At 35.8% G+C, this 25,021-nt stretch carries 32 protein-coding genes; 11 read left to right on the top strand and 21 right to left on the bottom strand.

All coding sequences use genetic code 11. The features are described from left to right. Positions 1-73 precede the first annotated feature (73 nt). On the bottom strand, positions 74-1,252 hold the full coding sequence (locus ACUXVC_RS19870; protein WP_071729772.1) for an FtsW/RodA/SpoVE family cell cycle protein: 1,179 nt from the start codon (positions 1,250-1,252) through the stop codon (positions 74-76). 125 nt (positions 1,253-1,377) lie between these two features. After that, positions 1,378-1,665: a YlaN family protein gene (locus tag ACUXVC_RS19875; RefSeq protein WP_000135694.1), complete on the bottom strand. Its 288-nt coding sequence runs from the start codon at positions 1,663-1,665 to the stop codon at positions 1,378-1,380. Positions 1,666-1,820: 155 nt separating this feature from the next. Between ACUXVC_RS19875 and ACUXVC_RS19880 the strand changes: the two genes are divergently transcribed. After that, the gene (locus ACUXVC_RS19880; protein ID WP_001289813.1) at positions 1,821-2,318 is read left to right on the top strand and encodes a hypothetical protein; all 498 of its coding nucleotides are present in this window, start codon (positions 1,821-1,823) and stop codon (positions 2,316-2,318) included. A gap of 31 nt (positions 2,319-2,349) precedes the next feature. Here ACUXVC_RS19880 and ACUXVC_RS19885 read toward each other — a convergent pair whose 3' ends face one another. Together ACUXVC_RS19885 and ACUXVC_RS19890 are read right to left on the bottom strand one after the other, a co-directional pair. Next, positions 2,350-3,678 carry a PhoH family protein gene (locus ACUXVC_RS19885; RefSeq protein WP_000358083.1) on the bottom strand — a complete coding sequence of 443 codons (1,329 nt, stop codon included), beginning with the start codon at positions 3,676-3,678 and terminating at the stop codon, positions 2,350-2,352. Between the two features lie 246 nt (positions 3,679-3,924). Continuing rightward, complete coding sequence (locus ACUXVC_RS19890) at positions 3,925-4,380, bottom strand: pyridoxamine 5'-phosphate oxidase family protein (protein ID WP_000024600.1); 456 nt, start codon at positions 4,378-4,380, stop codon at positions 3,925-3,927. Between the two features lie 145 nt (positions 4,381-4,525). Here ACUXVC_RS19890 and ACUXVC_RS19895 point away from each other — a divergent pair, with 145 nt between their 5' ends. Continuing rightward, the gene (locus tag ACUXVC_RS19895) at positions 4,526-4,726 is read left to right on the top strand and encodes a YlaI family protein (protein WP_001995040.1); all 201 of its coding nucleotides are present in this window, start codon (positions 4,526-4,528) and stop codon (positions 4,724-4,726) included. Positions 4,727-4,761: 35 nt separating this feature from the next. Here the strand turns inward: ACUXVC_RS19895 and ACUXVC_RS19900 are convergent, their stop codons facing one another. The 3 genes from ACUXVC_RS19900 to typA all read right to left on the bottom strand — a co-directional run bounded on the left by ACUXVC_RS19900 (position 4,762) and on the right by typA (position 7,350). Next, positions 4,762-5,037 carry a hypothetical protein gene (locus ACUXVC_RS19900; RefSeq protein ID WP_001258141.1) on the bottom strand — a complete coding sequence of 92 codons (276 nt, stop codon included), beginning with the start codon at positions 5,035-5,037 and terminating at the stop codon, positions 4,762-4,764. A gap of 14 nt (positions 5,038-5,051) precedes the next feature. After that, positions 5,052-5,354, bottom strand: a complete 303-nt coding sequence (locus ACUXVC_RS19905; protein WP_000893662.1) for a YlaH-like family protein — start codon at positions 5,352-5,354, stop codon at positions 5,052-5,054. Positions 5,355-5,505: 151 nt separating this feature from the next. After that, a complete protein-coding gene (typA, locus tag ACUXVC_RS19910) occupies positions 5,506-7,350 on the bottom strand; it encodes a translational GTPase TypA (RefSeq protein ID WP_000914752.1) in 1,845 nt (614 codons plus the stop codon). Positions 7,351-7,490: 140 nt separating this feature from the next. Here typA and ACUXVC_RS19915 point away from each other — a divergent pair, with 140 nt between their 5' ends. After that, positions 7,491-7,670: a DUF5325 family protein gene (locus ACUXVC_RS19915; RefSeq protein WP_000400123.1), complete on the top strand. Its 180-nt coding sequence runs from the start codon at positions 7,491-7,493 to the stop codon at positions 7,668-7,670. A 32-nt stretch (positions 7,671-7,702) separates the two neighbouring features. Here ACUXVC_RS19915 and ACUXVC_RS19920 read toward each other — a convergent pair whose 3' ends face one another. Both ACUXVC_RS19920 and ACUXVC_RS19925 read right to left on the bottom strand, forming a co-directional pair. After that, positions 7,703-8,506 (bottom strand): inositol monophosphatase family protein, encoded by an 804-nt coding sequence (locus ACUXVC_RS19920; protein ID WP_446025827.1) that lies wholly within the window; start codon positions 8,504-8,506, stop codon positions 7,703-7,705. An 88-nt stretch (positions 8,507-8,594) separates the two neighbouring features. Next, the gene (locus tag ACUXVC_RS19925; protein WP_001250164.1) at positions 8,595-8,783 is read right to left on the bottom strand and encodes a hypothetical protein; all 189 of its coding nucleotides are present in this window, start codon (positions 8,781-8,783) and stop codon (positions 8,595-8,597) included. Between the two features lie 206 nt (positions 8,784-8,989). Here ACUXVC_RS19925 and ACUXVC_RS19930 point away from each other — a divergent pair, with 206 nt between their 5' ends. Continuing rightward, positions 8,990-9,616 (top strand): YktB family protein, encoded by a 627-nt coding sequence (locus ACUXVC_RS19930; RefSeq protein WP_000155318.1) that lies wholly within the window; start codon positions 8,990-8,992, stop codon positions 9,614-9,616. 81 nt (positions 9,617-9,697) lie between these two features. Here the strand turns inward: ACUXVC_RS19930 and ACUXVC_RS19935 are convergent, their stop codons facing one another. Next, positions 9,698-9,967 carry a UPF0223 family protein gene (locus ACUXVC_RS19935; RefSeq protein ID WP_000456546.1) on the bottom strand — a complete coding sequence of 90 codons (270 nt, stop codon included), beginning with the start codon at positions 9,965-9,967 and terminating at the stop codon, positions 9,698-9,700. Between the two features lie 364 nt (positions 9,968-10,331). Between ACUXVC_RS19935 and speA the strand changes: the two genes are divergently transcribed. After that, positions 10,332-11,804 (top strand): arginine decarboxylase, encoded by a 1,473-nt coding sequence (gene speA, locus ACUXVC_RS19940; protein WP_000084899.1) that lies wholly within the window; start codon positions 10,332-10,334, stop codon positions 11,802-11,804. A 75-nt stretch (positions 11,805-11,879) separates the two neighbouring features. Next, on the top strand, positions 11,880-12,710 hold the full coding sequence (locus tag ACUXVC_RS19945; protein WP_000635337.1) for a protein-glutamine gamma-glutamyltransferase: 831 nt from the start codon (positions 11,880-11,882) through the stop codon (positions 12,708-12,710). A gap of 36 nt (positions 12,711-12,746) precedes the next feature. On the opposite strand, the gene ACUXVC_RS19950 is transcribed toward ACUXVC_RS19945, so the two are convergent. The 4 genes from ACUXVC_RS19950 to ACUXVC_RS19965 form a co-directional block, all read right to left on the bottom strand. Then, positions 12,747-12,875 carry a GapA-binding peptide SR1P gene (locus ACUXVC_RS19950; protein ID WP_000536796.1) on the bottom strand — a complete coding sequence of 43 codons (129 nt, stop codon included), beginning with the start codon at positions 12,873-12,875 and terminating at the stop codon, positions 12,747-12,749. Between the two features lie 44 nt (positions 12,876-12,919). Then, positions 12,920-13,048 (bottom strand): GapA-binding peptide SR1P, encoded by a 129-nt coding sequence (locus ACUXVC_RS19955; protein WP_000536803.1) that lies wholly within the window; start codon positions 13,046-13,048, stop codon positions 12,920-12,922. 59 nt (positions 13,049-13,107) lie between these two features. Then, positions 13,108-13,236 (bottom strand): GapA-binding peptide SR1P, encoded by a 129-nt coding sequence (locus tag ACUXVC_RS19960; RefSeq protein ID WP_000536778.1) that lies wholly within the window; start codon positions 13,234-13,236, stop codon positions 13,108-13,110. A gap of 195 nt (positions 13,237-13,431) precedes the next feature. Continuing rightward, positions 13,432-13,728 (bottom strand): DUF3055 domain-containing protein, encoded by a 297-nt coding sequence (locus tag ACUXVC_RS19965; protein WP_000462038.1) that lies wholly within the window; start codon positions 13,726-13,728, stop codon positions 13,432-13,434. 130 nt (positions 13,729-13,858) lie between these two features. Here ACUXVC_RS19965 and ACUXVC_RS19970 point away from each other — a divergent pair, with 130 nt between their 5' ends. Next, on the top strand, positions 13,859-14,251 hold the full coding sequence (locus ACUXVC_RS19970) for a DUF1885 family protein (RefSeq protein WP_446025828.1): 393 nt from the start codon (positions 13,859-13,861) through the stop codon (positions 14,249-14,251). Position 14,252: 1 nt separating this feature from the next. On the opposite strand, the gene ACUXVC_RS19975 is transcribed toward ACUXVC_RS19970, so the two are convergent. The 5 genes from ACUXVC_RS19975 to pdhA all read right to left on the bottom strand — a co-directional run bounded on the left by ACUXVC_RS19975 (position 14,253) and on the right by pdhA (position 19,610). After that, the gene (locus ACUXVC_RS19975) at positions 14,253-14,480 is read right to left on the bottom strand and encodes a hypothetical protein (RefSeq protein WP_000697470.1); all 228 of its coding nucleotides are present in this window, start codon (positions 14,478-14,480) and stop codon (positions 14,253-14,255) included. A gap of 232 nt (positions 14,481-14,712) precedes the next feature. Continuing rightward, positions 14,713-16,125: a dihydrolipoyl dehydrogenase gene (gene lpdA / locus ACUXVC_RS19980; protein ID WP_000260104.1), complete on the bottom strand. Its 1,413-nt coding sequence runs from the start codon at positions 16,123-16,125 to the stop codon at positions 14,713-14,715. A gap of 5 nt (positions 16,126-16,130) precedes the next feature. Then, positions 16,131-17,420 carry a pyruvate dehydrogenase complex dihydrolipoyllysine-residue acetyltransferase gene (gene pdhC / locus ACUXVC_RS19985; protein WP_000863420.1) on the bottom strand — a complete coding sequence of 430 codons (1,290 nt, stop codon included), beginning with the start codon at positions 17,418-17,420 and terminating at the stop codon, positions 16,131-16,133. A gap of 93 nt (positions 17,421-17,513) precedes the next feature. After that, a complete protein-coding gene (pdhB, locus tag ACUXVC_RS19990) occupies positions 17,514-18,491 on the bottom strand; it encodes a pyruvate dehydrogenase complex E1 component subunit beta (protein WP_000068163.1) in 978 nt (325 codons plus the stop codon). A 3-nt stretch (positions 18,492-18,494) separates the two neighbouring features. Next, positions 18,495-19,610, bottom strand: coding sequence for a pyruvate dehydrogenase E1 component subunit alpha (gene pdhA, locus ACUXVC_RS19995; RefSeq protein WP_000536895.1), 1,116 nt, complete (start codon positions 19,608-19,610; stop codon positions 18,495-18,497). A 514-nt stretch (positions 19,611-20,124) separates the two neighbouring features. On the opposite strand from pdhA, the gene ACUXVC_RS20000 reads away from it, so the two are divergent. Both ACUXVC_RS20000 and def read left to right on the top strand, forming a co-directional pair. After that, on the top strand, positions 20,125-20,271 hold the full coding sequence (locus ACUXVC_RS20000; RefSeq protein ID WP_000274562.1) for a YjcZ family sporulation protein: 147 nt from the start codon (positions 20,125-20,127) through the stop codon (positions 20,269-20,271). 168 nt (positions 20,272-20,439) lie between these two features. Next, positions 20,440-20,994 (top strand): peptide deformylase, encoded by a 555-nt coding sequence (gene def / locus ACUXVC_RS20005; RefSeq protein ID WP_000957048.1) that lies wholly within the window; start codon positions 20,440-20,442, stop codon positions 20,992-20,994. Positions 20,995-21,054: 60 nt separating this feature from the next. Here the strand turns inward: def and ACUXVC_RS20010 are convergent, their stop codons facing one another. Continuing rightward, on the bottom strand, positions 21,055-21,828 hold the full coding sequence (locus ACUXVC_RS20010; protein ID WP_078400474.1) for a Cof-type HAD-IIB family hydrolase: 774 nt from the start codon (positions 21,826-21,828) through the stop codon (positions 21,055-21,057). 547 nt (positions 21,829-22,375) lie between these two features. Here ACUXVC_RS20010 and ACUXVC_RS20015 point away from each other — a divergent pair. Together ACUXVC_RS20015 and rnjA are read left to right on the top strand one after the other, a co-directional pair. Next, positions 22,376-22,588, top strand: coding sequence for a DNA-dependent RNA polymerase subunit epsilon (locus ACUXVC_RS20015; RefSeq protein ID WP_000576435.1), 213 nt, complete (start codon positions 22,376-22,378; stop codon positions 22,586-22,588). Between the two features lie 4 nt (positions 22,589-22,592). Further along, positions 22,593-24,260, top strand: coding sequence for a ribonuclease J1 (rnjA, locus tag ACUXVC_RS20020; RefSeq protein ID WP_000670375.1), 1,668 nt, complete (start codon positions 22,593-22,595; stop codon positions 24,258-24,260). Between the two features lie 43 nt (positions 24,261-24,303). On the opposite strand, the gene ACUXVC_RS20025 is transcribed toward rnjA, so the two are convergent. After that, positions 24,304-24,969 (bottom strand): potassium channel family protein, encoded by a 666-nt coding sequence (locus ACUXVC_RS20025; protein WP_000504032.1) that lies wholly within the window; start codon positions 24,967-24,969, stop codon positions 24,304-24,306. Between the last annotated feature and the right edge of the window lie 52 nt (positions 24,970-25,021).

A 25,021-nucleotide genomic window follows, 5' to 3' on the forward strand; every position in this document is an offset into this window, starting at 1 on the left:
AGAAATTAATACATCATATTTAAAACTACTTGAAAATAAAAAACACATCCTGCTCTAAAGCACGATGTGTTTTTTATTTTACAACTACAAGATGTGGTCCATTTTGTTCTCTTTCTTTTATTACCTCATTCTGCTGTTTTTCTTCTCGTTTTACATGACTAGCAATATTAAGTAGTATTCCCATCGCAAGTAGATTAGCTAATAAAGAACTACCACCATAGCTGACAAACGGTAATGGTACTCCTGTAAGTGGTATTACTCCAGACATACCACCAACATTAATAAACGTTTGAACTCCAAACAAGCTTGCAATTCCGATAGCTATTAAACTTCCAAATGGATCTGTACATTTTTGTGCAACTCTAAATGACCGAATAATAATAAGTAATAAACAGATTAAAATGATAGCTACACCTATAAAACCAAGTTCTTCAGATATAATTGCCATTATAAAATCCGTTTGTGGTTCTGGTAAATAACCATATTTTTGTACACTATTCCCTAATCCTCTACCATTAAGCCCTCCAGAAGCGATTCCAATAAATGAATTCACTAATTGAAACCCATCCTTTTGAGGATCATTAAACGGATCAAGGAAAACAGAAAAACGCGCCTTTTGATATGGATTTAATGCATAATTACCAAGAAGATATAGTGCCGGAATCCATACTATAGAAGTTAAAGCAATTCGTTTAATCCATAAGTTAACCTGTACTCCCGAACAAAGAAACATAATTCCTACTGTTCCTGCAATTAACAAATCAGTACCTAAATCATTTTGCTTTAATATTAAAAACATGATTATACCAACACCAATAAGTACTGGACCTGACCCTTTGGAAACAGGTGTATTCGTTTCTTGTCTTTTGGCAAAGAAATGAGCTAAGACAAGAATAACTGTTATCTTAACAAATTCTGCAGGCTGTATTCCAAATATCCAGCCGTTTGCACCGTTTACTTTCTTAGTGAAAAAGGCAGCTGCAGCTAATAAGGCAACACTAGCACCGTAACTCCCCAACAAAAAAATTCGTTTTCTCCAAACTTTATATGGGATAGTAGCAATAATTATTAATACTATTGTCCCAACAACTAAAGTAATTAATTGTCTTTTAAAAAAGAAATTTGCTGGTTTATCAAATCTCGAAATCGCAACAATGGAACTAGAACTATATACCATTATTACTCCCAGCACACATAAGATAACAAGAGGAAGTAACAATGAATAATCCATTGATTTCCATACTTTTTTCATTTCATTTCCTCTTTCTGTTTCAATTTAATTATTGTTGTATTCCATATGTACATTGATTCTTCCTGCTTTATTATACAAATAAAAAGCCCAAACTAATTTAGTTTGAGCCCCCTTATTTGAACCCGTTATTGTTGTTTGTTTGTAAACGCTTCATGAAGTGCAGATAACTCACGTTCGAGCTCACCTAACATTGCTTTCCCTTGTTCTTCTGCAATAAGACCAAGGCGAACTGCAAAATCGACCTCGCGGGATAGTCCAAACATTTGTGTGTCTAACACTTCTTCATATAATGGACATTGCGGCATTGTAAGATGGTCCATTTGCACCTTAATAAGTCTTAAAATCTTCTCTGCATCCGCTTGTAGAAGGGCTAGTGCCTTTTCCTGATGATTTGCTACTGTCTCAGACGCCAAATTGATTCCCTCCGTTTCCGTCCTACTCTCCTCTATCCTATCTATTAATATTAGCGATAGTTTTAATAAATTGCAATAGAAACATTTTTTGTGACAACAGTGTCTAATGCTATTATACTGAAAAGTGGGAGTATAACACAAATGGGGGAACAACAATGAGCGAAATTTTATTTATTAACGGAAAAGTACGTTTTCCAATCACTATTGATCCAACTGTTTGGATCTTTGATGATCGAAAAGTAGATTTGACAACTTACTTTGATGAAACTAGAGAAAACACGTCTGAACTAGAAACTTATTTAAAAAACACTTCAGAACATTGGGATCGTGAAATTCGTGATGGTGCTGCCTTCCCGCCGATACAACAAAGTGTAAAGAAATATAAAAAAGAACAGCTAATTACTGGAACATTTGGTATATCATTTCATCCATTCCTTGCTAACGCTGAAATTTTAGAGGACGCTACGCAAGTTGAAATTGAAACTGTAGATCATACAATGACACTTCCATTAGAAACTGTCAAAAATGCTATACTAGGTTTTTCAAAAGAAGGAAAGCCATTAAAAGAAGACGGACCTGTTCATCTCTATTTCAATGATGGATCTAATCGACAAAATCCAATCCGGAACATCCGTAAATTTACAATTATTTAAAGAAAAGGAGTGAGCTTAAGCTCACTCCTTTTTACAATAAATCTGCTGCTAGTTGAGCTAAATTAGATCGCTCCCCTTTAACAAACTTCACATGACCACTAATGCGCTGTTCTTTAAACTTCTCTACAACATACGTTAAGCCATTATTATATTCATCTAAATATGGGTGATCAATTTGCTGAGGATCTCCCATCAATACAATCTTACTCTTTTCCCCTACCCTAGTTAGTATCGTTTTCACTTCATGCTTTGTTAAATTTTGTGCTTCGTCAATGATAATGAACTGATCTGGAATACTTCTCCCGCGTATATAAGTAAGGGCTTCTACTTCAATCGAACCCATTCCAGCTAAAATAGCATCTAACTCTCCTGGCTTTTTCGTATTAAATAAATACTCTAGGTTATCAAAAATTGGTTGCATCCATGGTCTTAACTTTTCTTCTTTTTCTCCTGGTAAATAACCGATATCTTTTCCGACTGGGACAATTGGTCTTGCAACGAGTAATTTTTTATATAACCCTAAGTCTTCTGTTTGCATAAGTCCCGAAGCTAACGCAAGTAACGTTTTTCCTGTGCCGGCTTTCCCCGTTAATGTTACAAGCGGAATATCTTCACGAAGCAACAATTCTAATCCCATAATTTGCTGCACGTTTCGTGGTCGTATCCCCCACACTTGTTCATTGTGAAAAATAAGTTTCTTTACCTTCTTACCTAAGTGATCCACAATGCCAAGCGCAGAACTAGAGCCCCCTAATGCATCTTTCATTACTACAAATTGATTTGGGTAAAAAGGGTGATTCGCAATTTCAGATAGAGGCAATTCACCTTTCTCATAAAAATAATCCAATTGTTCTTTTGATATATATCCTTCTAAAAAGCCAGAATATATATTTTCTACTTCAATTACGCGATCACTTAAATAATCTTCAGCCTTCAAACCAATTGCATCAGCTTTTACCCTTACGAGTACATCTTTACTTACTAAAATAACAGACTTCCCGTCCTCTTTTTCCTGTTCTTCTAAAGATAGATTTTTTGCTACAGCTAAAATTCGATTATCATTTGTTTTTTCTACAAAAATATCTTGTAGTTGCACAAATGAACGATGGTTTAATTCAATACGAAATGTTCCGCCATTTTCTAGCGGGATACTTTCATGCAGCTTTCCTATTTCACGAAATTTATCTATTAACTTAGATACATAACGAGCATTTCGTCCTACTTCATCCATATAACGTTTTTTCGAATCAACCTCTTCTAATACAACTGCTGGAATCACTACTTCATTGGTTTCAAATGAAAAAATAGATAAAGGATCCTGCAAAAGTACATTCGTATCTAACACATAAATTTTATCCAACCTGTTACCCCCTGACTCCACTTTTAAATTTGTAGAACAAGGGTTTCATCCATAAAATATGGACGAACCATTGTTATAATTATATGTACCGTGTAAACGAGGTAGAATCGAAAATCATAGTCATTAAACCTTTTATTTATTCTTTATTCATTTCTATTCAATATATTACTTTTTATTATAATTATTAACGTTAAATCACAATAACCGATTACAAAAGTGAATAAACGAATTTCTTATTTAGCACATTTATAATTCTCTTATTCCTACTAGTACTTCGTTATCCAGCTTTTTGGCCGCCCGAAGATCGTATGTTTTTTCATATGTTGGTTCAATTGCAAGTTTCGCTCCATAAAACATAACATCACGTACTTCTTGCACATTAACTTCTATTACAGTTAATTTCAAAGAAATACCTTCCATTCTATCTGTCAAAATTTCACCTGCACCACTTATGGAAAATACGGATTCATTCGCCATTATAGTCAATACCACACCTGTATTATGACGTATATTTTCCACAATACGTGAACGTTGATCTACTGCAAATCGAATACTAGTTTTGCTCACTGCATACACCCAAGAAATAGCACTTACGTTAGGAACTTGTTTTTCGAAATCTGTCGTTGCTATCATAACAATACACTCTTTACGCAACGTTTGTACTAAACCCTCTGTTAAAGTAGGCTCTACTACATTCGCCATATTTTCACCTCCAAACATACTTGGTATATCCTTATCATAACTTATTTTTTGAATTGCGAAAATATTATTTTTTCCCACTATTATTCAAAAACATTATACTTCCATGATATACTTATACTGATAGAATTCGTATTGAGGTGACGAAATGAGAGTCAAATGTATGATTTGTGATAAAAAAGATATGTTAGATGATGAAAATCCTATGGCAAAAAAACTGCGTAATCGCCCTATTCATACATATATGTGCATGGAATGTTCGGAACGAATTGCAGAGCGTACAATGGAACGTCATGCAAGTGGTAATTTCCGATTATATCGTGATAAAAAAGTCGAAGACGATTGGTAAAATGTAAATAAGTCCTTACTCATATAGATAAGGACTTATTTATATTTTTCAGGCTCACGATTCATTTGATCCAAGAAACAATCAATAGCTTCTAATGGAAACCTTGCAGATTTCCTTTCCCCTTTCATTTCATATGTAATTAAATACATTTCCTCGTTCTTTTTAACTTCCACATTTTTTAATTTATGTTCTTCATATATCATATTTTGAAATAACAAATACGTTTCTTTTGCAGCACTATCATCCGGACGTGCTTCCGCAACTGTTTTAATTGTTAACCAATTATATAGTGCATCTTGTACTGAACGCATAAAACTTCGCCCCCTCACCCTGCTTTTTGTTGTTTCGCTTGACGCAAACGCAATCTATAAATTCCAAGTACAATTGCCGCTACAACAAGTCCTTCTCCAACAGGTAAAAATACAGCAAAAAAGGTTAATACTGTACATCCAATTGCTAATGATATGTATATTACTATATTTTTTAGTACAGACAACTTTCTAGCAAATCCTAAATTATAGACGAGAGCACTTAATATAATAATCGTCCCATAAAGTAACCACATTCCTAACTCTGGATTTTCATCAACTTTACATAATTTCGCAAAAAAAGACATTCTTTCTAACACTATTTATCCCCCCTTCTCATAAAAAACAAAATTTCTTTATGTACTTAATACAAGAGTAACCTGCGAAAAAAATACTGTCCACTAAAAAGAGTAAATATTCTAAAAAATAAACATAAAAAAACAGCTACCTTAAAGGTAGCTGTTTTATTTTTTATGCTTCTACAGATTTCTTTTTCTTAGCAGCTCTTTCACGTTCGCTCTTATCAAGAATCTTTTTACGTAAACGAATTGATTCTGGAGTTACTTCACAGAACTCGTCATCGTTTAAGTACTCTAATGACTCTTCTAGAGTCATTAAGCGTGGTTTTTTCATTGTTGAAGTTTGATCTTTCGTTGCAGAACGAATGTTAGTTTGTTGTTTCATTTTCACAACGTTAACTGTTAAGTCGTTCTCACGAGTATGTTCTCCTACGATCATACCAGCATATACTTCTGTACCTGGTTCAACGAAGATTACACCACGGTCTTCAACTTGCATAATACCATATTGTGATGCTTTTCCTGTTTCAAGTGAAACTAGAACACCTTGGCGACGTCCACCCACTTGTCCAGCATGTACTGGTTGGTAGCAATCGAATGTATGGTTTAAAATACCGTAACCACGAGTTAATGTTAGGAATTCTGTTGTGTAACCAATTAAACCACGTGCCGGAACCATGAAAGTAAGGCGAACTTGACCGTTTCCGTTATTTACCATATCTAACATTTCACCTTTACGTGCACCCATTGATTCCATAATAGAACCAGTGTATTCTTCAGGAACATCGATTTGTACGCGCTCTACAGGTTCACATCTTACGCCATCGATATCTTTAATAATTACTTCAGGCTTAGATACTTGTAGTTCATAACCTTCACGACGCATGTTTTCAATTAAGATAGATAAATGCAATTCCCCGCGTCCAGATACGATCCATGCATCAGGAGAATCTGTATTATCTACACGTAAACTTACATCTGTTTCTAATTGTGAACGAAGACGCTCTTCAATTTTACGAGATGTAATAAATTTACCTTCACGACCTGCAAATGGGCTGTTATTTACAAGGAATGTCATTTGTAGCGTTGGCTCATCAATACGTAATAATGGTAAAGCCTCTTCATGCTCAACCGGACATACCGTTTCACCTACGTTGATGTCTTCCATACCTGAAACAGCTACTAAATCTCCAGCTTTTGCTTCTTCAATTTCTTGACGTTTTAATCCAATGTAACCGAATAATTTCGTTACGCGGAATTGTTTTACACTTCCGTCAACTTTCATTAAAGCAACTTGTTGTCCAACCTTCATTGTACCGCGGAATACGCGTCCAACTCCAATACGTCCAACATAGTCGTTGTAATCAAGAAGTGCTACTTGGAATTGAAGTGGCTCTTCGCTGTTATCAACTGGTGCTGGAATATGTTCGATAATTGTATCGAATAATGATTTCATATTCTCTTCTTGATTTGCCGGATTTGAATCCAAGCTTGCTGTTCCGTTCATTGCTGATGCAAATACAACTGGGAACTCTAATTGATCTTCGTTTGCACCAAGTTCGATAAATAAGTCAACTACTTCATCAACTACTTCATCAGGGCGAGCGAAGTCACGGTCAATTTTGTTTACAACAACGATTGGAGTTAAGTTTTGCTCAAGAGCTTTCTTTAAAACAAATCGTGTTTGTGGCATACAACCTTCATATGCATCAACAACAAGTAGAACACCATCAACCATTTTCATGATACGTTCTACTTCTCCACCGAAGTCAGCGTGACCTGGTGTATCTAAAATGTTAATTCTTTTATCTTCATAGTGAATCGCTGTATTCTTCGCTAAAATTGTAATACCGCGTTCTCTTTCTAGATCATTTGAATCCATTGCGCGTTCTTCAATATGTTCATTCGCACGGAATGTCCCCGCTTGACGTAATAACTGGTCAACAAGTGTTGTTTTACCATGGTCAACGTGGGCAATAATTGCTATATTACGTAAATCTTGTCGTTTTTTCAACATGTCCAACTCCTAATGTCTTTTTAATCCTTCTCTATTATAAGAGCGAAGGGGATACAATAGCAATTAAAATAAAAGCAAGAATGAAAATATAGTTGTATTCTTACTTTTGTGAAAGTAAAATGAGATTGGAGGGTGAAGAAATGGAACACATTCAATATCGCTTTTTATTAACCGCAATTATCGGTGTTATTTTCTTAATCGGTATCGGCATTATGATTGCTGAAAATAGTCCAATCGGTATTATTATTTGCATTATCGGTACATTTGTTGCAGTTGGATACGGTTTTGTAACAAAAAGAAAAATGCGCAAATCACAATAACGCTAAAAAGTAAGAAGCTTATACATAGCCTCTTACTTTTTTTGTGGCTCTGATATAAAAGATAACACTTCTTCATACACTCCTGGTTTTGCAACTAGCACACTGCTCTTCTCTATGATAGAAAGTGGCGCTCCAGAGAATGTCGTTACCTTCCCTCCAACTTCTTCTACAATTATCTGTCCTCCGCCAAAATCCCATGGTGATAATCTCGGCGTTACATATGCATCTATTCTTCCTGTTGCAACGTACACCATCTCTAACGCTGCACAGCCATACGATCTCGTGCCCCTTGCTTTCTTAACAAGTGCCATCATACTTTCCATATTAAGCAATGGATTATCTGTAAGCCATACCGCATTTAAAGCTACAATACCTTGCTCTACAGTTCCTTTTTCCAATGGAGGAATTGATATATCATTACAAAAAGCTCCAGATCCCTTGACTGCATGATATAGTTCATCATGTACTGGATCATAAATAAGTCCAATCTTTCCGATACCGTTCTCATAAATCCCAATTGAAATTGCAAAATTTCTTTTTTGATGAACAAAGTTCATCGTGCCGTCAATTGGATCAATTAACCAAACAACCCCGTCAGAAGACGTTATCTCGTCTCCATAACCTTCTTCTCCTAAAATATTATGATTCGGGAATGTTTCTTTAATTTTCCCAATTAAAAACTGTTCTATCTCTCGGTCCATATTTGTAACTAAGTCAGCTGCATTGGATTTTGTTTCTATAATAGGTGCTTTTTTCATGGATGCCATTAAATGCTCTCCTGCATCCCGAATCCACCGTTTGGCGTGTGCATCGATGTCTTTCCATACTTCTTGCATGTTTAAACACTCCGATCTTTACTGTTCACAGAAAAAACGAACCCTTTATAAGGTTCGCACCAACTAATTTTTTATACATATACTATTATTACGCTTCTAAACGAATCATTTCAAGTCTTAACACTTCTAACTTTTGTACACACTCTTCTTTTTTCTGTTTATCATCTTCCATCATCGCATCATATAAAGTTGCTAATTCATAATCTAGCTCCAAACGTAGCACCGGTATTCTCTTTTCGGCATCTGTTCTCTTTAACGCATTAATCACCTGTCTCATATTATTTGCCTCCTCCCAATATTCGTCTGCCCTCGGACTAGAATTAATTCAATTTTCTGATTTTTTGTTTTATACTATACTATGTTGGATAAATCATCTATGCAACAAAATTATATTTTTTTATTTAAATTTTTTTGTGCTGTTTTTTTTATGAATAGTACAAGCTATGCTAAAATAAAAGCAAAATAGGAGTTGGAGGAACAATCATGACAATACAAACATTCAAGTCAACTGATTTTGATGTCTTTACAGTTGATGGTCTCGAAGAACGAATGAGTGCAATTAAAACGAACATTCATCCTAAGCTAGAAGCTTTAGGGGAACAATTTGCAGAATACTTATCCCAACACACTGATGAGAACTTTTTTTATCATGTTGCAAAACACGCACGTCGCAAAGTCAATCCACCAAACGATACTTGGGTTGCTTTTTCAACAAATAAACGAGGATATAAAATGCTACCGCATTTCCAAATCGGCTTATGGGGTACTCATGCCTTCATATACTTTGGTTTAATCTATGAGTGTCCACAAAAAGTTGAGACGGCTCATGCCTTCTTAGAACATTTAAATGATTTAAAAACAAATATTCCAAATGACTTCGTTTGGTCCATTGACCATACTAAACCAAGTGTGAAATTACATAAAACACTTGAAACCGAAGACTTACAAAAGATGATTGAACGACTAGCTACTGTAAAAAAAGCAGAATTATTAGTTGGTATTCATATATCACCAGAGGAGTTTTCAGCAATGACCAACGAACAATTCCTTGCTAAGATTGAATCTACGATGCAATCACTCCTTCCTTTATATGCACTTTGTAATCGATAGTAGAAAACGGACAATTTATATTGTCCGTTTTTAGTTGTTATCACATTATATCACTTCAGTTTTTATTTTTCAAAATATTTTTTACATTTTTACAAGCTTTTGTTCTTCGACTTCCTTTGCTCTTTGAATAGCACGATATATAGAGTATCCACTTACTTCTTGAAACTCTTTATCAATTTTCTTTTCTTCTGCTTTCGATGGAACAATCTCTTTAAAACGACGATATAAACCCATTAATTCTTCTCTTATAATTCCTTTTTCATAAGCTTTCTCAATTGCTTCATAAAACTTCACAATTATAACCATTTCCTCATTTGACCAATCATAATCTAACGGATATTGATATTCCATTTCGCACCTCATTTATCATTTCTTCTTGTTTCATTATGCTATCTTAAAGAGAATGTTTTATTCTTCATTATAGCCACTCTGCATTATACACTATTTATTCATTTTAATGGAATTGTCTTCCTCCATTCATTAGTTGAGGCTAACTATTAAACATACTCACCTTAAAAATATTTTTTTCTATACATCTATAATTATTGGTGATATAATGCTTTTGTTTTATAGAAAATAAAGTGAAGCTACCATCTCAAAACCGATTTTTTGAATGGCAGAAAAACAAGCCTCATTCTAAAAAAAGGACTTACCTTTTTTAGAGCAGGATTATATAAAACAAATTAAATATTATGAAGAAGAAGGGGTGTATAGATTGTCCCAATACGAAACACCATTGTTTACCGCTTTAGTTGAGCACAGTAAGCGAAATCCAATTCAATTCCATATTCCTGGTCATAAAAAAGGACAAGGCATGGATCCTACATTTCGCGAATTTATTGGGCATAATGCATTAGCAATTGATTTAATTAATATTGCGCCACTCGATGATTTACATCATCCAAAAGGTATGATTAAAGAAGCACAGGATTTAGCAGCCGCTGCATTCGGTGCAGATCATACTTTCTTTTCTATTCAAGGTACAAGTGGCGCTATTATGACAATGGTGATGAGCGTTTGCGGTCCTGGTGACAAAATCCTAGTACCACGAAACGTGCATAAATCAGTAATGTCAGCTATTATTTTCTCAGGTGCAAAACCGATTTTCATGCATCCTGAAATCGATCCGAAACTCGGTATTTCTCATGGAATCACAATTCAATCTGTCAAAAAAGCACTTGAAGAGCACTCAGATGCAAAGGGCTTACTTGTTATTAACCCAACGTACTTTGGATTTGCTGCAGACTTAGAACAGATTGTACAATTAGCACATTCTTATGACATCCCTGTACTAGTCGACGAGGCTCATGGTGTTCATATTCATTTTCACGATGAATTGCCGATGTCAGCGATGCAAGCTGGTGCAGACATGGCAGCAACAAGTGTTCACAAATTAGGAGGCTCTTTAACTCAAAGTTCTATTCTTAATGTGAAAGAAGGCTTGGTGAATGTAAAACATGTCCAATCTATTATTAGCATGCTTACAACTACATCAACTTCTTACATCTTGTTAGCATCACTTGATGTTGCGAGAAAACGTCTTGCTACAGAAGGAACAGCACTCATAGAACAAACAATACAATTAGCTGAACATGTTCGTGATGCTATAAATTCTATTGAGCATCTTTACTGTCCTGGAAAAGAAATGTTAGGTACAGATGCTACCTTTAACTATGATCCTACAAAGATAATTGTATCTGTAAAAGATTTAGGTATTACCGGCCACCAAGCTGAAGTATGGCTTAGAGAGCAATATAACATTGAAGTAGAACTCTCAGATCTATACAACATACTATGTCTTATCACTTTAGGAGACACAGAAAGTGATACAAATACACTTATTGCAGCATTACAAGATTTAGCAGCAACATTTAGAAATAGGGCAGATAAAGGTGTTCAAGTACAAGTAGAGATTCCAGAAATTCCAGTGCTAGCACTTTCTCCTCGAGATGCTTTTTATTCGGAAACAGAAGTCATTCCATTTGAAAATGCAGCGGGTCGTATTATAGCTGATTTTGTTATGGTTTATCCGCCAGGGATTCCAATCTTTACTCCGGGGGAAATTATTACACAAGAAAACTTAGAGTATATTCGTAAAAACTTAGAAGCAGGTTTACCTGTACAAGGTCCTGAAGATATGACATTACAAACATTACGTGTTATTAAAGAGTACAAGCCTATCAGTTGATAGGCTTTTTTTTCACCTTTTTTCCTTTTCTTCATACGATACTAAAGAATGTAACGTATAGGTGGGGATACTATTATGATTGTAATAGGCCGTTCTATTGTACATCCTTATATTACAAATGAATATGAGCCATTTGCAGCAGAGAAACAACAAATTTTATCAATAATGGCAGGAAATCAAGAAGTTTATTCCTTCCGAACAGCTGATGAACTCAGCTTTGATCTCAATTTACGAGTTAATATTATTATCTCTGCACTAGAACTTTTTCAAAGTGGATTTCAGTTTCGCACATTTCAACAATCCTTTTGCAACCCCCAGTATTGGAAAAGAACATCCCTTGGAGGATTCGAGCTTCTTCCAAACATACCACCTTCTATTGCCATACAAGATATTTTCAAAAACGGAAAACTATATGGAACTGAATGCGCAACCGCTATGATCATTATTTTTTATAAAGCTTTATTATCATTGTATGAGGAAGAAACTTTCAATCGTCTATTTGCAAACCTTTTACTTTATACATGGGACTACGATCAAGATCTAAGACTCATAACAAAAAACGGTGGCGATCTTGTTCCAGGTGACCTCGTTTACTTTAAAAATCCACAAGTGAATCCAGCTACAATTGAGTGGCAAGGAGAAAACACAATCTATTTAGGAAATTTCTTTTTTTACGGACATGGCGTAGGTGTAAAAACAAAAGAAGAAATTATTTATTCATTAAATGAACGACGAGTCCCTTACGCTTTTATTTCAGCTTTCTTGACCGATACTATTACCCGTATAGATAGCCGTATAATGAGCCAATACGCTTCTTCTAGTACACCACAGACATCCATAAGCTTTATTCCAATTAGAGATGATGCAATCGTTGCAACAGTTGGCCATACAACTACAATTTATTAAAAAAGCGCCTACACATGTAGGCGCTTTTTCTTATTATTAAGCTTTTGTATGTTCTTTATGGTCACATTCGCAATGAGATCCACATTTCCCGTATAGTACTGTTGATTTTTCATCTTCAAAATGTCCAATTGTTCCTTCACATACTTGGCATACGATTGTTCCCATTTTCATTTCCCCCTGAGTTTTAATAGTAATCTATTTATCTATCATTAAGCTTTCGCATTATCTTTTCTAGCACAGTCACAATTTGTTCCACATTTTCCGTAAAGTACTGTCGTTTTCTCATCTTCAAAATGTCCGATTGTTCCTTCACATACTTGGCATACGATTGTTCCCATTTTTCATTTCCCCCTAAGTTTATGGTCCTAAAAACTTTTAGCTGTCCATTTCCTATCAATTATTGGGCTTTTGTATGCTCTGTGTGATCACATCCGCAAGATCCACATTTCCCGTAAAGTACCGTTACTTTCTCATCTTCGAAGTGTGCAATTGTACCTTCACAATCTTGACATACGATTGTTCCCATTTTTCATTTCCCCCTAAGTTTATAATCCCAAAAACTTTTTTGTAACCGCTTAACTTTCTGTCTTTATTTTAATATGTTATACTTTTTACGTCAATAGGTTTTTAGTATAACACATTAAATATTTTAAATTTTAATTAGTATGCGATATTCAAATAAAAAACAGCCATATTTATAAGTACGACTGTTTCACATTAATTATTCTTCATATTCCGCATGTAAAGAAGTTGACGGAACTAGAAATTTGAAAAACTGAGCTAACTCCTTCGCTTCCTCTTCTGATCCTAATTTAAAAATCTCCTGTATATATTGAACATTCTCTACATCATCTCTTCCGAGTAAAGTAGACCTTCCTGTTTGCATACAAACAATGAGCGGTTTTCCAAAAAACATATTTGTATAAATAACACCAAAATCATAACGTGTATCATGTGTCATAAACCCTAAAAATCGTACCTTCACACTTTCATGCTCATCATACAATTTTTCAAACATTGGTTTCCACCTTTCTACATCACGTTTCATTAATAGTATATTAAACAAAACATGTAATACTCCTTTTAATTGTCAAAAAATTCAGTAGGATGTAGAATGATAGTATTCTACTAAGTTAGGGGGAACTTATATGCAACACGCCTTTATTACGCTTGTACCAAAATCCAAACAACAATCTGTTTCAATAGATGATATAAAACAACTTTTTCATTATTATAAAACAGTTACTTCTAAAACTGGTGCCCAAATTAATTACACGTATACAAATACCGCTTTTCCTTATGAAATTTTAGATACATCTACAACAACATTAAAACTTCAATCCAATCACGACTGGTATGACTCAATTTATATTGGTGTTGGTATAGAAAATGAACAATTTTTCATCCAAGTTTCTTTACCACCTAATGCAACATATGGTGACAAAGGGAAAGCAAATGAATTTTGCCGTTTTTTAGCGAAGAAATTAGAAGGAGAGTTACAATTATTTAATGGAAGAACAATGTATTTTTATAAACGTTAATTTAAAAAATAAATAATACGATTAAAAATAGTATACAATTCGAACATGTAAGAAATAACGCTTGCTTTCTTACGTGTAATACAAAATACGCTATTACATAGGCTAAATACAGGAATACGAAAAAAAGAATAACTTTATAATGAAACTTATCACCATTCGATAATGTTAATACAGTGGAAAAGCCACTCCATAGTAGTAAATGATAAAATATAACATGTAATATTTTCATGGAACCTTCTCCTTTGACATGCTCTATTTTATTAATATATGGGGTTAAGTTTGAATCAATTACATATTATAGGATGATATTTATTACCTTTGAAGTAAGTTACGCCTAAATCATTTGTTAAAGTATTATATATTCATTCGACAAGTACGTTTAAAGACCTTGCAAGTCATTTGATGAAAATAAAAATAGCCCCTCTCTTACAATAAGAGAGGGGCTATTTACATTACTTAAATTATTTTACAATGTGAATTGGCATTCCAAGAGCAACTTCAGCTGCTTCCATTGTGATTTCACCTAATGTTGGGTGAGCATGGATTGTTTGAGCGATATCTTCAGCTGTCATTCCAGCTTCGATAGCTAAACCAATCTCAGAGATAATATCAGAAGCACCTGCACCTGCAACTTGAGCACCTACAAGAAGACCATCTTCTTTACGTGTTACAAGTTGTAGGAAACCGTCAGTGCTGTTTAATGATAATGCACGACCGTTAGCAGCGAATGGGAACTTAGATACAGTTACAGTCATTCCAGCTTCTTCAGCTTGTTTTTTAGTGTAACCAACAGATGCTAATTCTGGATCAGTGAAGCATACTGCAGGAATTCCGATGTAATCGATAGCTGATGCATGGCCACTAATTGCTTCTACAGCTACTTTACCTTCGTAAGAAGCTTTGTGAGCTAATGGTGGTCCAGGAACGATATCACCGATTGCATAGATGTTTGGTACATTTGTACGACATTGCTCATCGATTTCGATGATGCCGCGGTCAGTCATTTTAACTCCAACTTGCTCAAGACCGATTTCTTGAGTGTTTGGACGACGACCTACAGTTACTAATACGTAATCTGCTTCTACAGTTTGGATTTCACCTTTAACTTCAAAGCTAACTTTTACGCCAGTTTCTGTTTCTTCAACGCCTTTAGCCATAGCTTTTGTATGGATATTTACGTTACCTTTTTTCTGTAGAGCACGTTTAACAACAGAGCTCATAGCTTTTTCGAAACCAGCTAAGATTTCGTCGCCAGCTTCTACTACAGTAACTTCTGTACCGAAGTTAGCATATGCAGTACCTAATTCCATACCGATGTAACCGCCGCCGATTACAACAAGTTTTTTAGGAATTTCAGGTAAGCTTAAAGCACCTGTAGAGTTGATAACACGTTTAGAGTATTTGAATCCTGGAATTTCGATTGGTGTAGAACCAGTTGCAAGAACAGCATTTTTAAACGTATAAGTTTGAGCTGCATCTTCAGTCATAACGCGTAATGTATTAGCATCTACGAAGTAAGCTTCACCGCGAATGATTTCAACTTTGTTACCTTTAAGAAGGCCTTCAACACCGCCAGTTAATTTCTTAACTACGCCGTTTTTCCATTCTTGAACTTTTGTAAAGTCAACTTTTACGTTCTCTGCAGTGATACCCATGTCATCAGAATGCATTGCATTCTCATAACGATGACCTGCATTGATTAACGCTTTTGAAGGAATACATCCAACGTTTAAGCATACGCCACCAAGGTTAGCTTTTTCAATGATTGCTACCTTTTGACCTAATTGTGCTGCACGAATTGCCGCAACGTATCCACCAGGACCTGCACCAACAACGACTGTATCTAATTCAATTGGGAAATCTCCTACTACCATTGTTATTACGCCTCCATTACTAATAATTGTGGGTCATTCAATAGACGTTTAATTTGGTTTAACGCTTTTTGAGCAGTTGCGCCGTCAATTAAACGATGGTCAAAGCTTAGAGATAATGCTAATACTGGAGCTGCAACGATCTCACCATTTTTCACAACTGGTTTTTCAGCGATACGGCCGATACCAAGGATTGCTACTTCTGGGTGATTGATAACTGGAGTGAACCATTGTCCACCTGCAGAACCAATGTTTGTAATTGTGCAAGAAGCACCTTTCATTTCAGTTGGAGCTAGACGACCTTCACGTGCTTTACCAGCAAGATCATTGATCTCGTTAGAAATAGTGAAGATAGACTTACGATCTGTATCTTTAACAACTGGTACTAATAGACCTTTGTCTGTATCAGCTGCGATACCGATGTTGAAGTAATGTTTATGAACTACTTCTTGAGATGCATCGTCTAAAGAAGTGTTTAACATTGGGTATTCACGTAATGCAGATGTTAAAGCTTTAACAACGTATGGAAGGTAAGTTAATTTAATACCTTTGTCAGCTGCTACTGCTTTGAACTTCTTACGGTGAGCAACAAGCTCAGTTACATCAACTTCATCCATTAATGTTACGTGAGGAGCTGTATGCTTAGAGTTAACCATTGCTTTCGCAATCGCTTTACGGATACCACTCATTTTCTCACGAGTTTCTGGATATTCACCAGCTGGAATTGGTTGTGCTTTTGGTGCTTCTTCTTTCGCTGCTGCTGGAGTAGCTTCTACTGCTGCTGGAGCCTCAGTTGCTGCTACAGTTTGTCCACCATTTGCAAATGCATCGATGTCAGCTTTTACGATACGGCCGTTCTTACCAGTACCAGCTACTTTATGAATGTCTACACCTTTTTCACGAGCGTATTTACGAACAGATGGCATAGCGATTACGCGCTCATTTACTACTTCTGCAGTTGCTGCTGGAGTAGCTTCCGCTGCTGGAGCTTCTACTGCTGCTTCTTCAGCTTTTGGAGCTTCATCATGATCGTCACCTTTAAATTTAAGGTTTTCGTATCCAGGAGCATCAAATTTAATTAATGTATCTCCTACGATTGCAACTGTTCCTTCTTCTACAAGTACTTCAAGTACTTTACCTTTAACAGGAGAAGGGATTTCTACTACTGCTTTATCATTTTGCACTTCAAGAAGTACATCGTCTTCATTTACTTCATCGCCTGGTTTAATAAACCATTTTACGATTTCACCTTCGTGGATACCTTCACCGATATCTGGTAGTTTAAATTCAAATGCCACGGAATTCAGCCCCCTGATTCATTTCATTATTATGGAATATGTACAAAAGAAACCAGCATGTGCTGATTTCTTTTGCACATGAAAAACTAAAAATTAGAAGTTCATTACTTTGTTTACAGCTTCAACAATATCCTTGTGGTTTGGTAACCATACGCTCTCTGCTTGAGAGAATGGGAATACTGTATCAGCAGCTGCAACACGTACAACTGGAGCTTCTAAGTTTAAGATTGCACGGTCGTTAATTTCCGCTACAACGTTAGCTGCAATACCAGCTTGTTTTTGAGCTTCTTGAACTACAACTACGCGACCTGTTTTTTCAACAGAAGCGATGATTGTTTCGATATCTAATGGTTGAACTGTACGTAAGTCAACAACCTCTAAAGAGATACCTTCTTTTTCAAGTTCTTCAGCAGCTTTTAATGCAGCGTGAACCATAGCACCGTAAGCGATAACAGATACATCTGTACCTTCACGTTTGATATCAGCTTTACCTAAATCAATTGTGTATTCGCCTTCTGGTACATCTTGACGGAATGAACGGTACAATTTCATATGCTCTAAGTAGATAACTGGATCGTTGTCACGAATCGCAGAGATTAAAAGACCTTTAGCATCGTATGGAGTAGATGGAATAACAACTTTTAGACCAGGTTGTTGAGCCACTAATCCTTCTAAGCTATCAGCATGTAGTTCAGGAGTATGAACACCACCACCGAATGGAGAACGAACTGTTACTGGAGCAGTCCAACGTCCACCAGAACGGTAACGCATACGAGCCAATTGACCAGAAATTGAATCCATTACTTCAAAAACGAAACCGAAGAATTGGATTTCTGGAACTGGACGGAATCCTTCAAGTGCAAGACCAACTGCAAGTCCACCAATACCAGACTCTGCAAGTGGAGTATCCATTACACGATCTTCACCAAATTCAGCTTGTAAACCTTCAGTAGCACGGAATACACCACCGTTTACACCAACGTCTTCACCAAATACAAGTACGTTAGGATCATTTTTCATTTCAACGCGTAAAGCATCAGTGATTGCTTGAATCATTGTCATTTGAGCCATGGCTTACTTCGACTCCTTTTCTTTGTAAATTTCATATTGTTCAGCTAAGTTGTAAGGCATTTTTTCGTACATGATTTCCATTAAATCAGTTACTTTTTGTTTTGGAGCTTGGTCAGCCTTAGCAATTGCTTGTTTGATATCTTCTTTTGCTTCTTCGATTACTGTCTCTTCAACTTCTTGAGACCATAGGCCTTTAGCTTCTAAGAACTTACGGAAGCGTACGATTGGGTCTTTTTGTTCCCATTCGTTTTCGATATCTTTTGTACGGTAACGAGTTGGGTCATCACCAGCCATTGTATGTGGACCGTAACGGAATGTTAAAGTCTCGATTAAAGTAGGGCCTTCGCCATTTACTGCGCGCTCACGAGCGAAAGCAGTTGCTGCGTATACAGCTAATGGATCCATACCGTCTACTTGAATTCCGTAAATACCTGCTGCTACTGCTTTTTGTGCTACAGTTTTAGCTGCAGATTGCTTTTCTACTGGAGTAGAAATTGCATAACGGTTGTTTTGAACAACGAAGATTGCTGGAGCTTTGAATGCACCTGCAAAGTTCATACCTTCGTAGAAGTCACCTTGTGAAGCACCACCGTCACCAGTGTAAGTAATTGCAACAGATTTTTTACCACGTAGTTTCATACCTAACGCAACACCAGCAGTTTGGATGATTTGCGCACCGATAATGATTTGTGGAGCTAATGCATTTACATTCTCAGGCATTTGGTTACCCATGAAGTGTCCACGAGAGAATAAGAATGCTTGGTATAATGGTAATCCGTGCCATACTAATTGTGGTACATCACGGTACCCTGGTAAGATGAAGTCTTCTGCTTCAAGTGCGAAATGACTCGCTAATTGAGAAGCTTCTTGTCCAGCTGTAGGTGCGTAGAAACCTAAACGTCCTTGACGGTTTAAAGAAATAGAACGTTGATCTAATACGCGTGTATACACCATACGACGCATTAATTCTTTTAATTGATCATCAGATAATTCAGGCATAGCTGCTTCATTCACAACTTCACCGTTTTCATTTAAAATTTGTAATGTTTCAAATTGAGCTGCGATAGCTTTCATTTGCTCATCAACATTAAATAGGGTCTTTTTTGTTTTAGTACCCATTCCGTTCACCTCTTCCTCTCTTGAACCATATTCTGAAACGCTTTCACTGGCTATTTTCCAGTTTAAAAAGCGCAACGATGTAAACCAACATGTTTGTCTGTCGGTTGAGAATAATTTTGTGTACCTAACAATCTGTACTAATGTTTTTTCAGAAACATATTAATACAATCTTGATCACGTTTTTTAGTTTACAACTATTCTAATTACGATGTCAATTACTTTGAATACGTTTTTTTATAAATAATATGCAGGTTTCTACTACACAAACGTGTTTTTATTTTTTACATCTGTATTAGTAAGCATTGACCTACTGTTATATTATTCCCTTTTTCACTTATTTTTTCTCTTAGAATAATATGTAAACGATTTAATTCTCTTTAGTTTTTCTCTCTTCGTAACAAAAATATACAAACTACTCTTCCTTTTTTAGGTAAATACCTATACATTTCCACCCTCTCTTCCATACATTATAGTAACCGCAGTATTAGCGGGAAATGATAAAGGAGGTCATCTCATGTACGGATACTCATATTGCTATCCAACTTGTTCATATCCTTCCTACGGTTATGGCGGTTCTTGTGGCGGGTCTGGACGCGGCTTCGCCTTAATCGTTGTGTTGTTTATTCTTTTAATTATCGTTGGTGCTGCTTGCATTCGCTAATGTAAAACGAAACAACTATGGAAAGAAAAAGACGGCTTTGCCGTCTTTTTCTGTTTATCACATACATAACTACTCTATAATAGAACGATTTCCAAAATGCCTACCCTTTCTTGCCGATGACTTTTTCCATCTCCTTTGGTAGACTAAAGAGGAAAGGAGAGATTACATATGCTTACAATGAAAGATGTTATTCGCGAAGGAGATCCTATTTTGCGCAACGTTGCAGAAGAGGTGTCATTACCGGCAAGCGAAGAAGATACAACTACCTTAAAAGAAATGATTGAATTCGTAATAAATAGCCAAGATCCTGAAATGGCTGAAAAATATAGTTTACGCCCTGGAATCGGATTAGCGGCTCCGCAAATCGGTGTTTCAAAAAAAATGATTGCAGTTCATGTAACCGATGCGGATGGTACATTATATAGCCATGCATTATTCAATCCAAAAATCATTAGCCATTCTGTTGAACGTACATATTTACAGGGTGGTGAAGGCTGTCTATCTGTAGACCGCGAAGTACCTGGTTATGTTCCTCGTTATACAAGAATTACAGTAAAAGCAACTTCTATTAACGGCGAAGAAGTAAAATTGCGTTTAAAAGGTTTACCAGCAATCGTATTCCAACACGAGATTGACCATTTAAATGGCGTTATGTTCTATGACCATATCAATAAAGAAAATCCTTTTGCCGCTCCTGATGATTCCAAACCTCTAGAGCGATAATAATAAAGAGGCGGAAGTTAATCTTCCGCCTCTTTATTATGAAATGGGTTCCATATTCACTTATAGCAATCCAGCCCACTTTAGTCCATGATATATACCGTCTTCACTAACATCCTTTGTCACATGATTTGCAAGTTTTTTCAAGTCTTCATGGCCATTTCCCATCACAATACCTGTGCCAACGGCTTCGATCATTTCTAAATCATTTAAACCATCTCCAAATGCATACACTTGATCACGATTAAAACCTAATTTTTCAATGTATTTCTCAATTCCTTTTGCCTTAGAACCACCATTCGGAATGATATCCATTGAATATGCATGCCAACGAATAAAATGAAAATCTGGATAATGATTAATAAACTTTTTCTCTTCATTTACTTCACAAAAAAGTAGTGTTTGATAAATATTACGTTCCTCATAAAAATTAGGCTCATATGGTGGATGCTCAAAGTTTAAGCTTCCAAAGCCTTCTTTCACATAATCATGATATTCCACTGATGCTCTCATATCTTGATGGTCAAGATATACAAGTGGATATCCTTCTTGTTTTGCAAACTGAGTAAACTTATGTAAAGCATCTGGATGTAACGGATTATTAAATATTACATCATCTTCAAAGACAACGTATTGTCCATTAAAACTAACATAATTATGTATATCAAGTTCCTTACGAATATCTTCGAACATAAATGGCGCGCGCCCTGTCGCAATTGCTACATGTACACCTTTTTCTTGTAACTGTTTTACTGCATCTCGTGTAGATTGTGGAATTTTTTTATCATGATCTAATAATGTTCCATCAATATCAAAAAAGACAATTTTATCATTCATTTGTCAAAATCCTTTCTGGCACTCTATATTCCTATTTTGAATATCACTTTTCAAATTCTAAAAAAAAGTATAACATATTAAACATCTGTGAAGAAAGCGTTCCCTTTCTGACCTTATTTGTAAACTTTGCATATATATATTAGTAAAACATGTGGATACTTGTTCGGATGAATTTTCTTTTCCATTCTTCCTCATACTATACCTATAACTAACGGCTACTAATCGTTACTATAGAATAACTTTCACTGTATGGGAAAGGACAAGACTCACCATTCACTTTTGTCCTATCTCTTATATCAGAGATAGAATTTTCACTAGTAATATGCATGTTTAAAATAAGGAAAGGAAGGAGTAATCATGCTGAAGAAGCTGAAGAAAAAGCTCAAGCGTTATTTAAACGGTCTAGTCCGTAAAAAGACAATCGCTTAAATTGTGCCCATTTCGGGCTTTTTCTTCATTCTCATTCGAAAAAACATGAAAATCGTGACTGTTTGCTTTATAATAAGTAACAGATAATGCAAAACATAGACAAGGAGAGGTTTTCCAAATGATTTTTAAAGTATTTTATCAAGAAAAATTAACTGAGGTTCCAGTACGTGAAAATACAAAAGTTTTATATTTAGAGGCTACGTCTGAAAAGGATGTTCGTACAAAATTAAATAAGTTCGCATATAATATCGAGTTTGTTCAGTCTGTTACTGGCGCTCATCTTGAATATGAAAAAGAAAACGCTGATTTAACATTAGCGGAAATCGTATAGCGATATGAAATTTCTAAAAAACGACCAAGTTGCTGTATTTGCTCTCGGTGGGCTTGGTGAAATCGGTAAAAATACATACGCTGTTCAATTTCAAGATGAAATTATTATAATTGATGCTGGAATTAAATTTCCAGAGGACGAACTTCTCGGAATCGATTATGTAATACCAGACTACACTTATTTTGTGCGAAACGAAGATAAAATTAAAGGGTTATTCATTACACATGGTCACGAAGATCATATCGGCGGAATCCCTTACCTATTACGTCAAGTGAACATCCCGATTTACGGCGGAAAATTAGCAATTGCACTCATCAAAAACAAATTAGAAGAACACGGCTTACTTCGTAAAGCAAAACTTTACGAAATTCAAGAAGATGACGTTATTAAATTCAAAAAAACGTCTGTATCCTTCTTCCGTACAACTCACAGTATTCCAGATTCGTACGGCGTTGTTGTGAAAACACCTCAAGGTCAAGTTGTTCATACAGGTGATTTCAAATTTGATTTCACACCAGTTGGTGAACCAGCTGATTTAACAAAAATGGCTGAAATCGGTAAAGATGGCGTGCTATGTCTATTATCTGATAGTACGAACAGTGAAGTTCCAAACTTTACTATGTCTGAGCGTCGCGTTGGTGATAGCATTCAAGACATTTTCCGTAAAGTAGACGGACGGATTATATTCGCAACCTTTGCATCAAATATTCACCGCTTACAACAAGTTATTGAAGCTGCTGTTGAAAACAACCGTAAAGTAGCTGTGTTTGGTCGAAGTATGGAAGCAGCGATTGAAATCGGACAAAACCTTGGTTATATTCGTTGCCCGAAAGATACATTCATAGATGCATCTCAACTAAACCGTTTACCAGCTAATAAAGTTGTTATTTTATGTACAGGTAGTCAAGGTGAACCGATGGCAGCACTTTCACGTATTGCAAACGGTACACACCGCCAAATTCAAATTATTCCTGGAGATACAGTTGTTTTCTCTTCTTCACCAATTCCAGGAAATACAATTAGCGTAAGTCGTACAATTAACATGTTGTACCGCGCTGGCGCTGATGTAATTCACGGGAAACTTTCAAATATCCATACAAGTGGACACGGTGGACAAGAAGAACAAAAGTTAATGTTACGTCTAATTAAACCGAAGTACTTCATGCCAATTCATGGTGAATATCGTATGCAGCGTATGCACATGAACATAGCAAATGATTGTGGTATCCCTGAAGAAAATTGCTTCATTATGGATAATGGCGATGTTCTTGCTTTACGTTCGGATGAAGCTAGCGTAGCTGGAAAAATCCCATCTGGTTCGGTCTACATTGATGGAAACGGTATTGGAGATATTGGCAATATCGTATTACGAGATCGTCGTATCCTTTCTGAAGAAGGACTTGTAATTGTAGTTGTAAGCATTGATATGAAAGAATTTAAAGTTGCAGCAGGACCTGATATCATCTCACGCGGTTTCGTTTACATGCGTGAAAGCAGCGATTTAATCAATGATGCACAAACATTAATTACAACTCATTTAGAAAAAGTAATGGAGCGTAAAACAACACAATGGTCTGAAATTAAAAATGAAATTACAGACACATTAGCTCCATTCCTATATGAGAAAACGAAACGCCGTCCAATGATTTTACCAATCATTATGGAAATATAAGAAAAAGGACAATGCTATGAAGGCATTGTCCTTTTCTTTTCTCTTATCTTAAAAAGTGTTTAAATCGATCCACTTCATCGTCATGACCAATGACAATTAATATATCTCCTGCTTGAATATTCTCCGTAGCCCGAGGGGATACGATAACTTCTTTACCTCGTTTAATTGCTACAATATTCAATCCAAACTTCGCACGAATATCTAATTCAATTAAAGAGTGCCCATCAATTTTTTTATTCGCAATAATCTCTACAATACTATGCTCATCTGAAAGCTCAAGGTAGTCTAAAACATTGCTTGATGCAATATTATTAGCAATCCTTTTCCCCATATCACGTTCTGGATGCACAATATGATCTGCACCTATTTTACTTAACACTTTTTCATGATAATCATTTTGAGCTTTTACAGTAATATTTTTTACACCCAACTCTTTCAAAATCAAAGTAGTTAAAATACTTGAATTTAAATTATCTCCAATAGCAACGACTACGTGATCAAAATTTCGAATACCAAGGCTTTTTAATACCATCTCATCTGTTGAATCTGCAATTACAGCATGCGAAGCTATATTTGCAAATTCATTAATTTTATCCTCATCTGAGTCGATTGCCATTACTTCCATACCTAATTGAGCTAGTTCTCGGCAAATACTTCCACCAAAGCGACCAAGTCCAATGACAGCAAATTCTTTTTCTTTCTCACCCACAGGAATTCCTCCAATAACTTCAAGTACTATTTATTTTCAGTGTAACACACTT

The organism is Bacillus sp. N6, assembly GCF_052805735.1.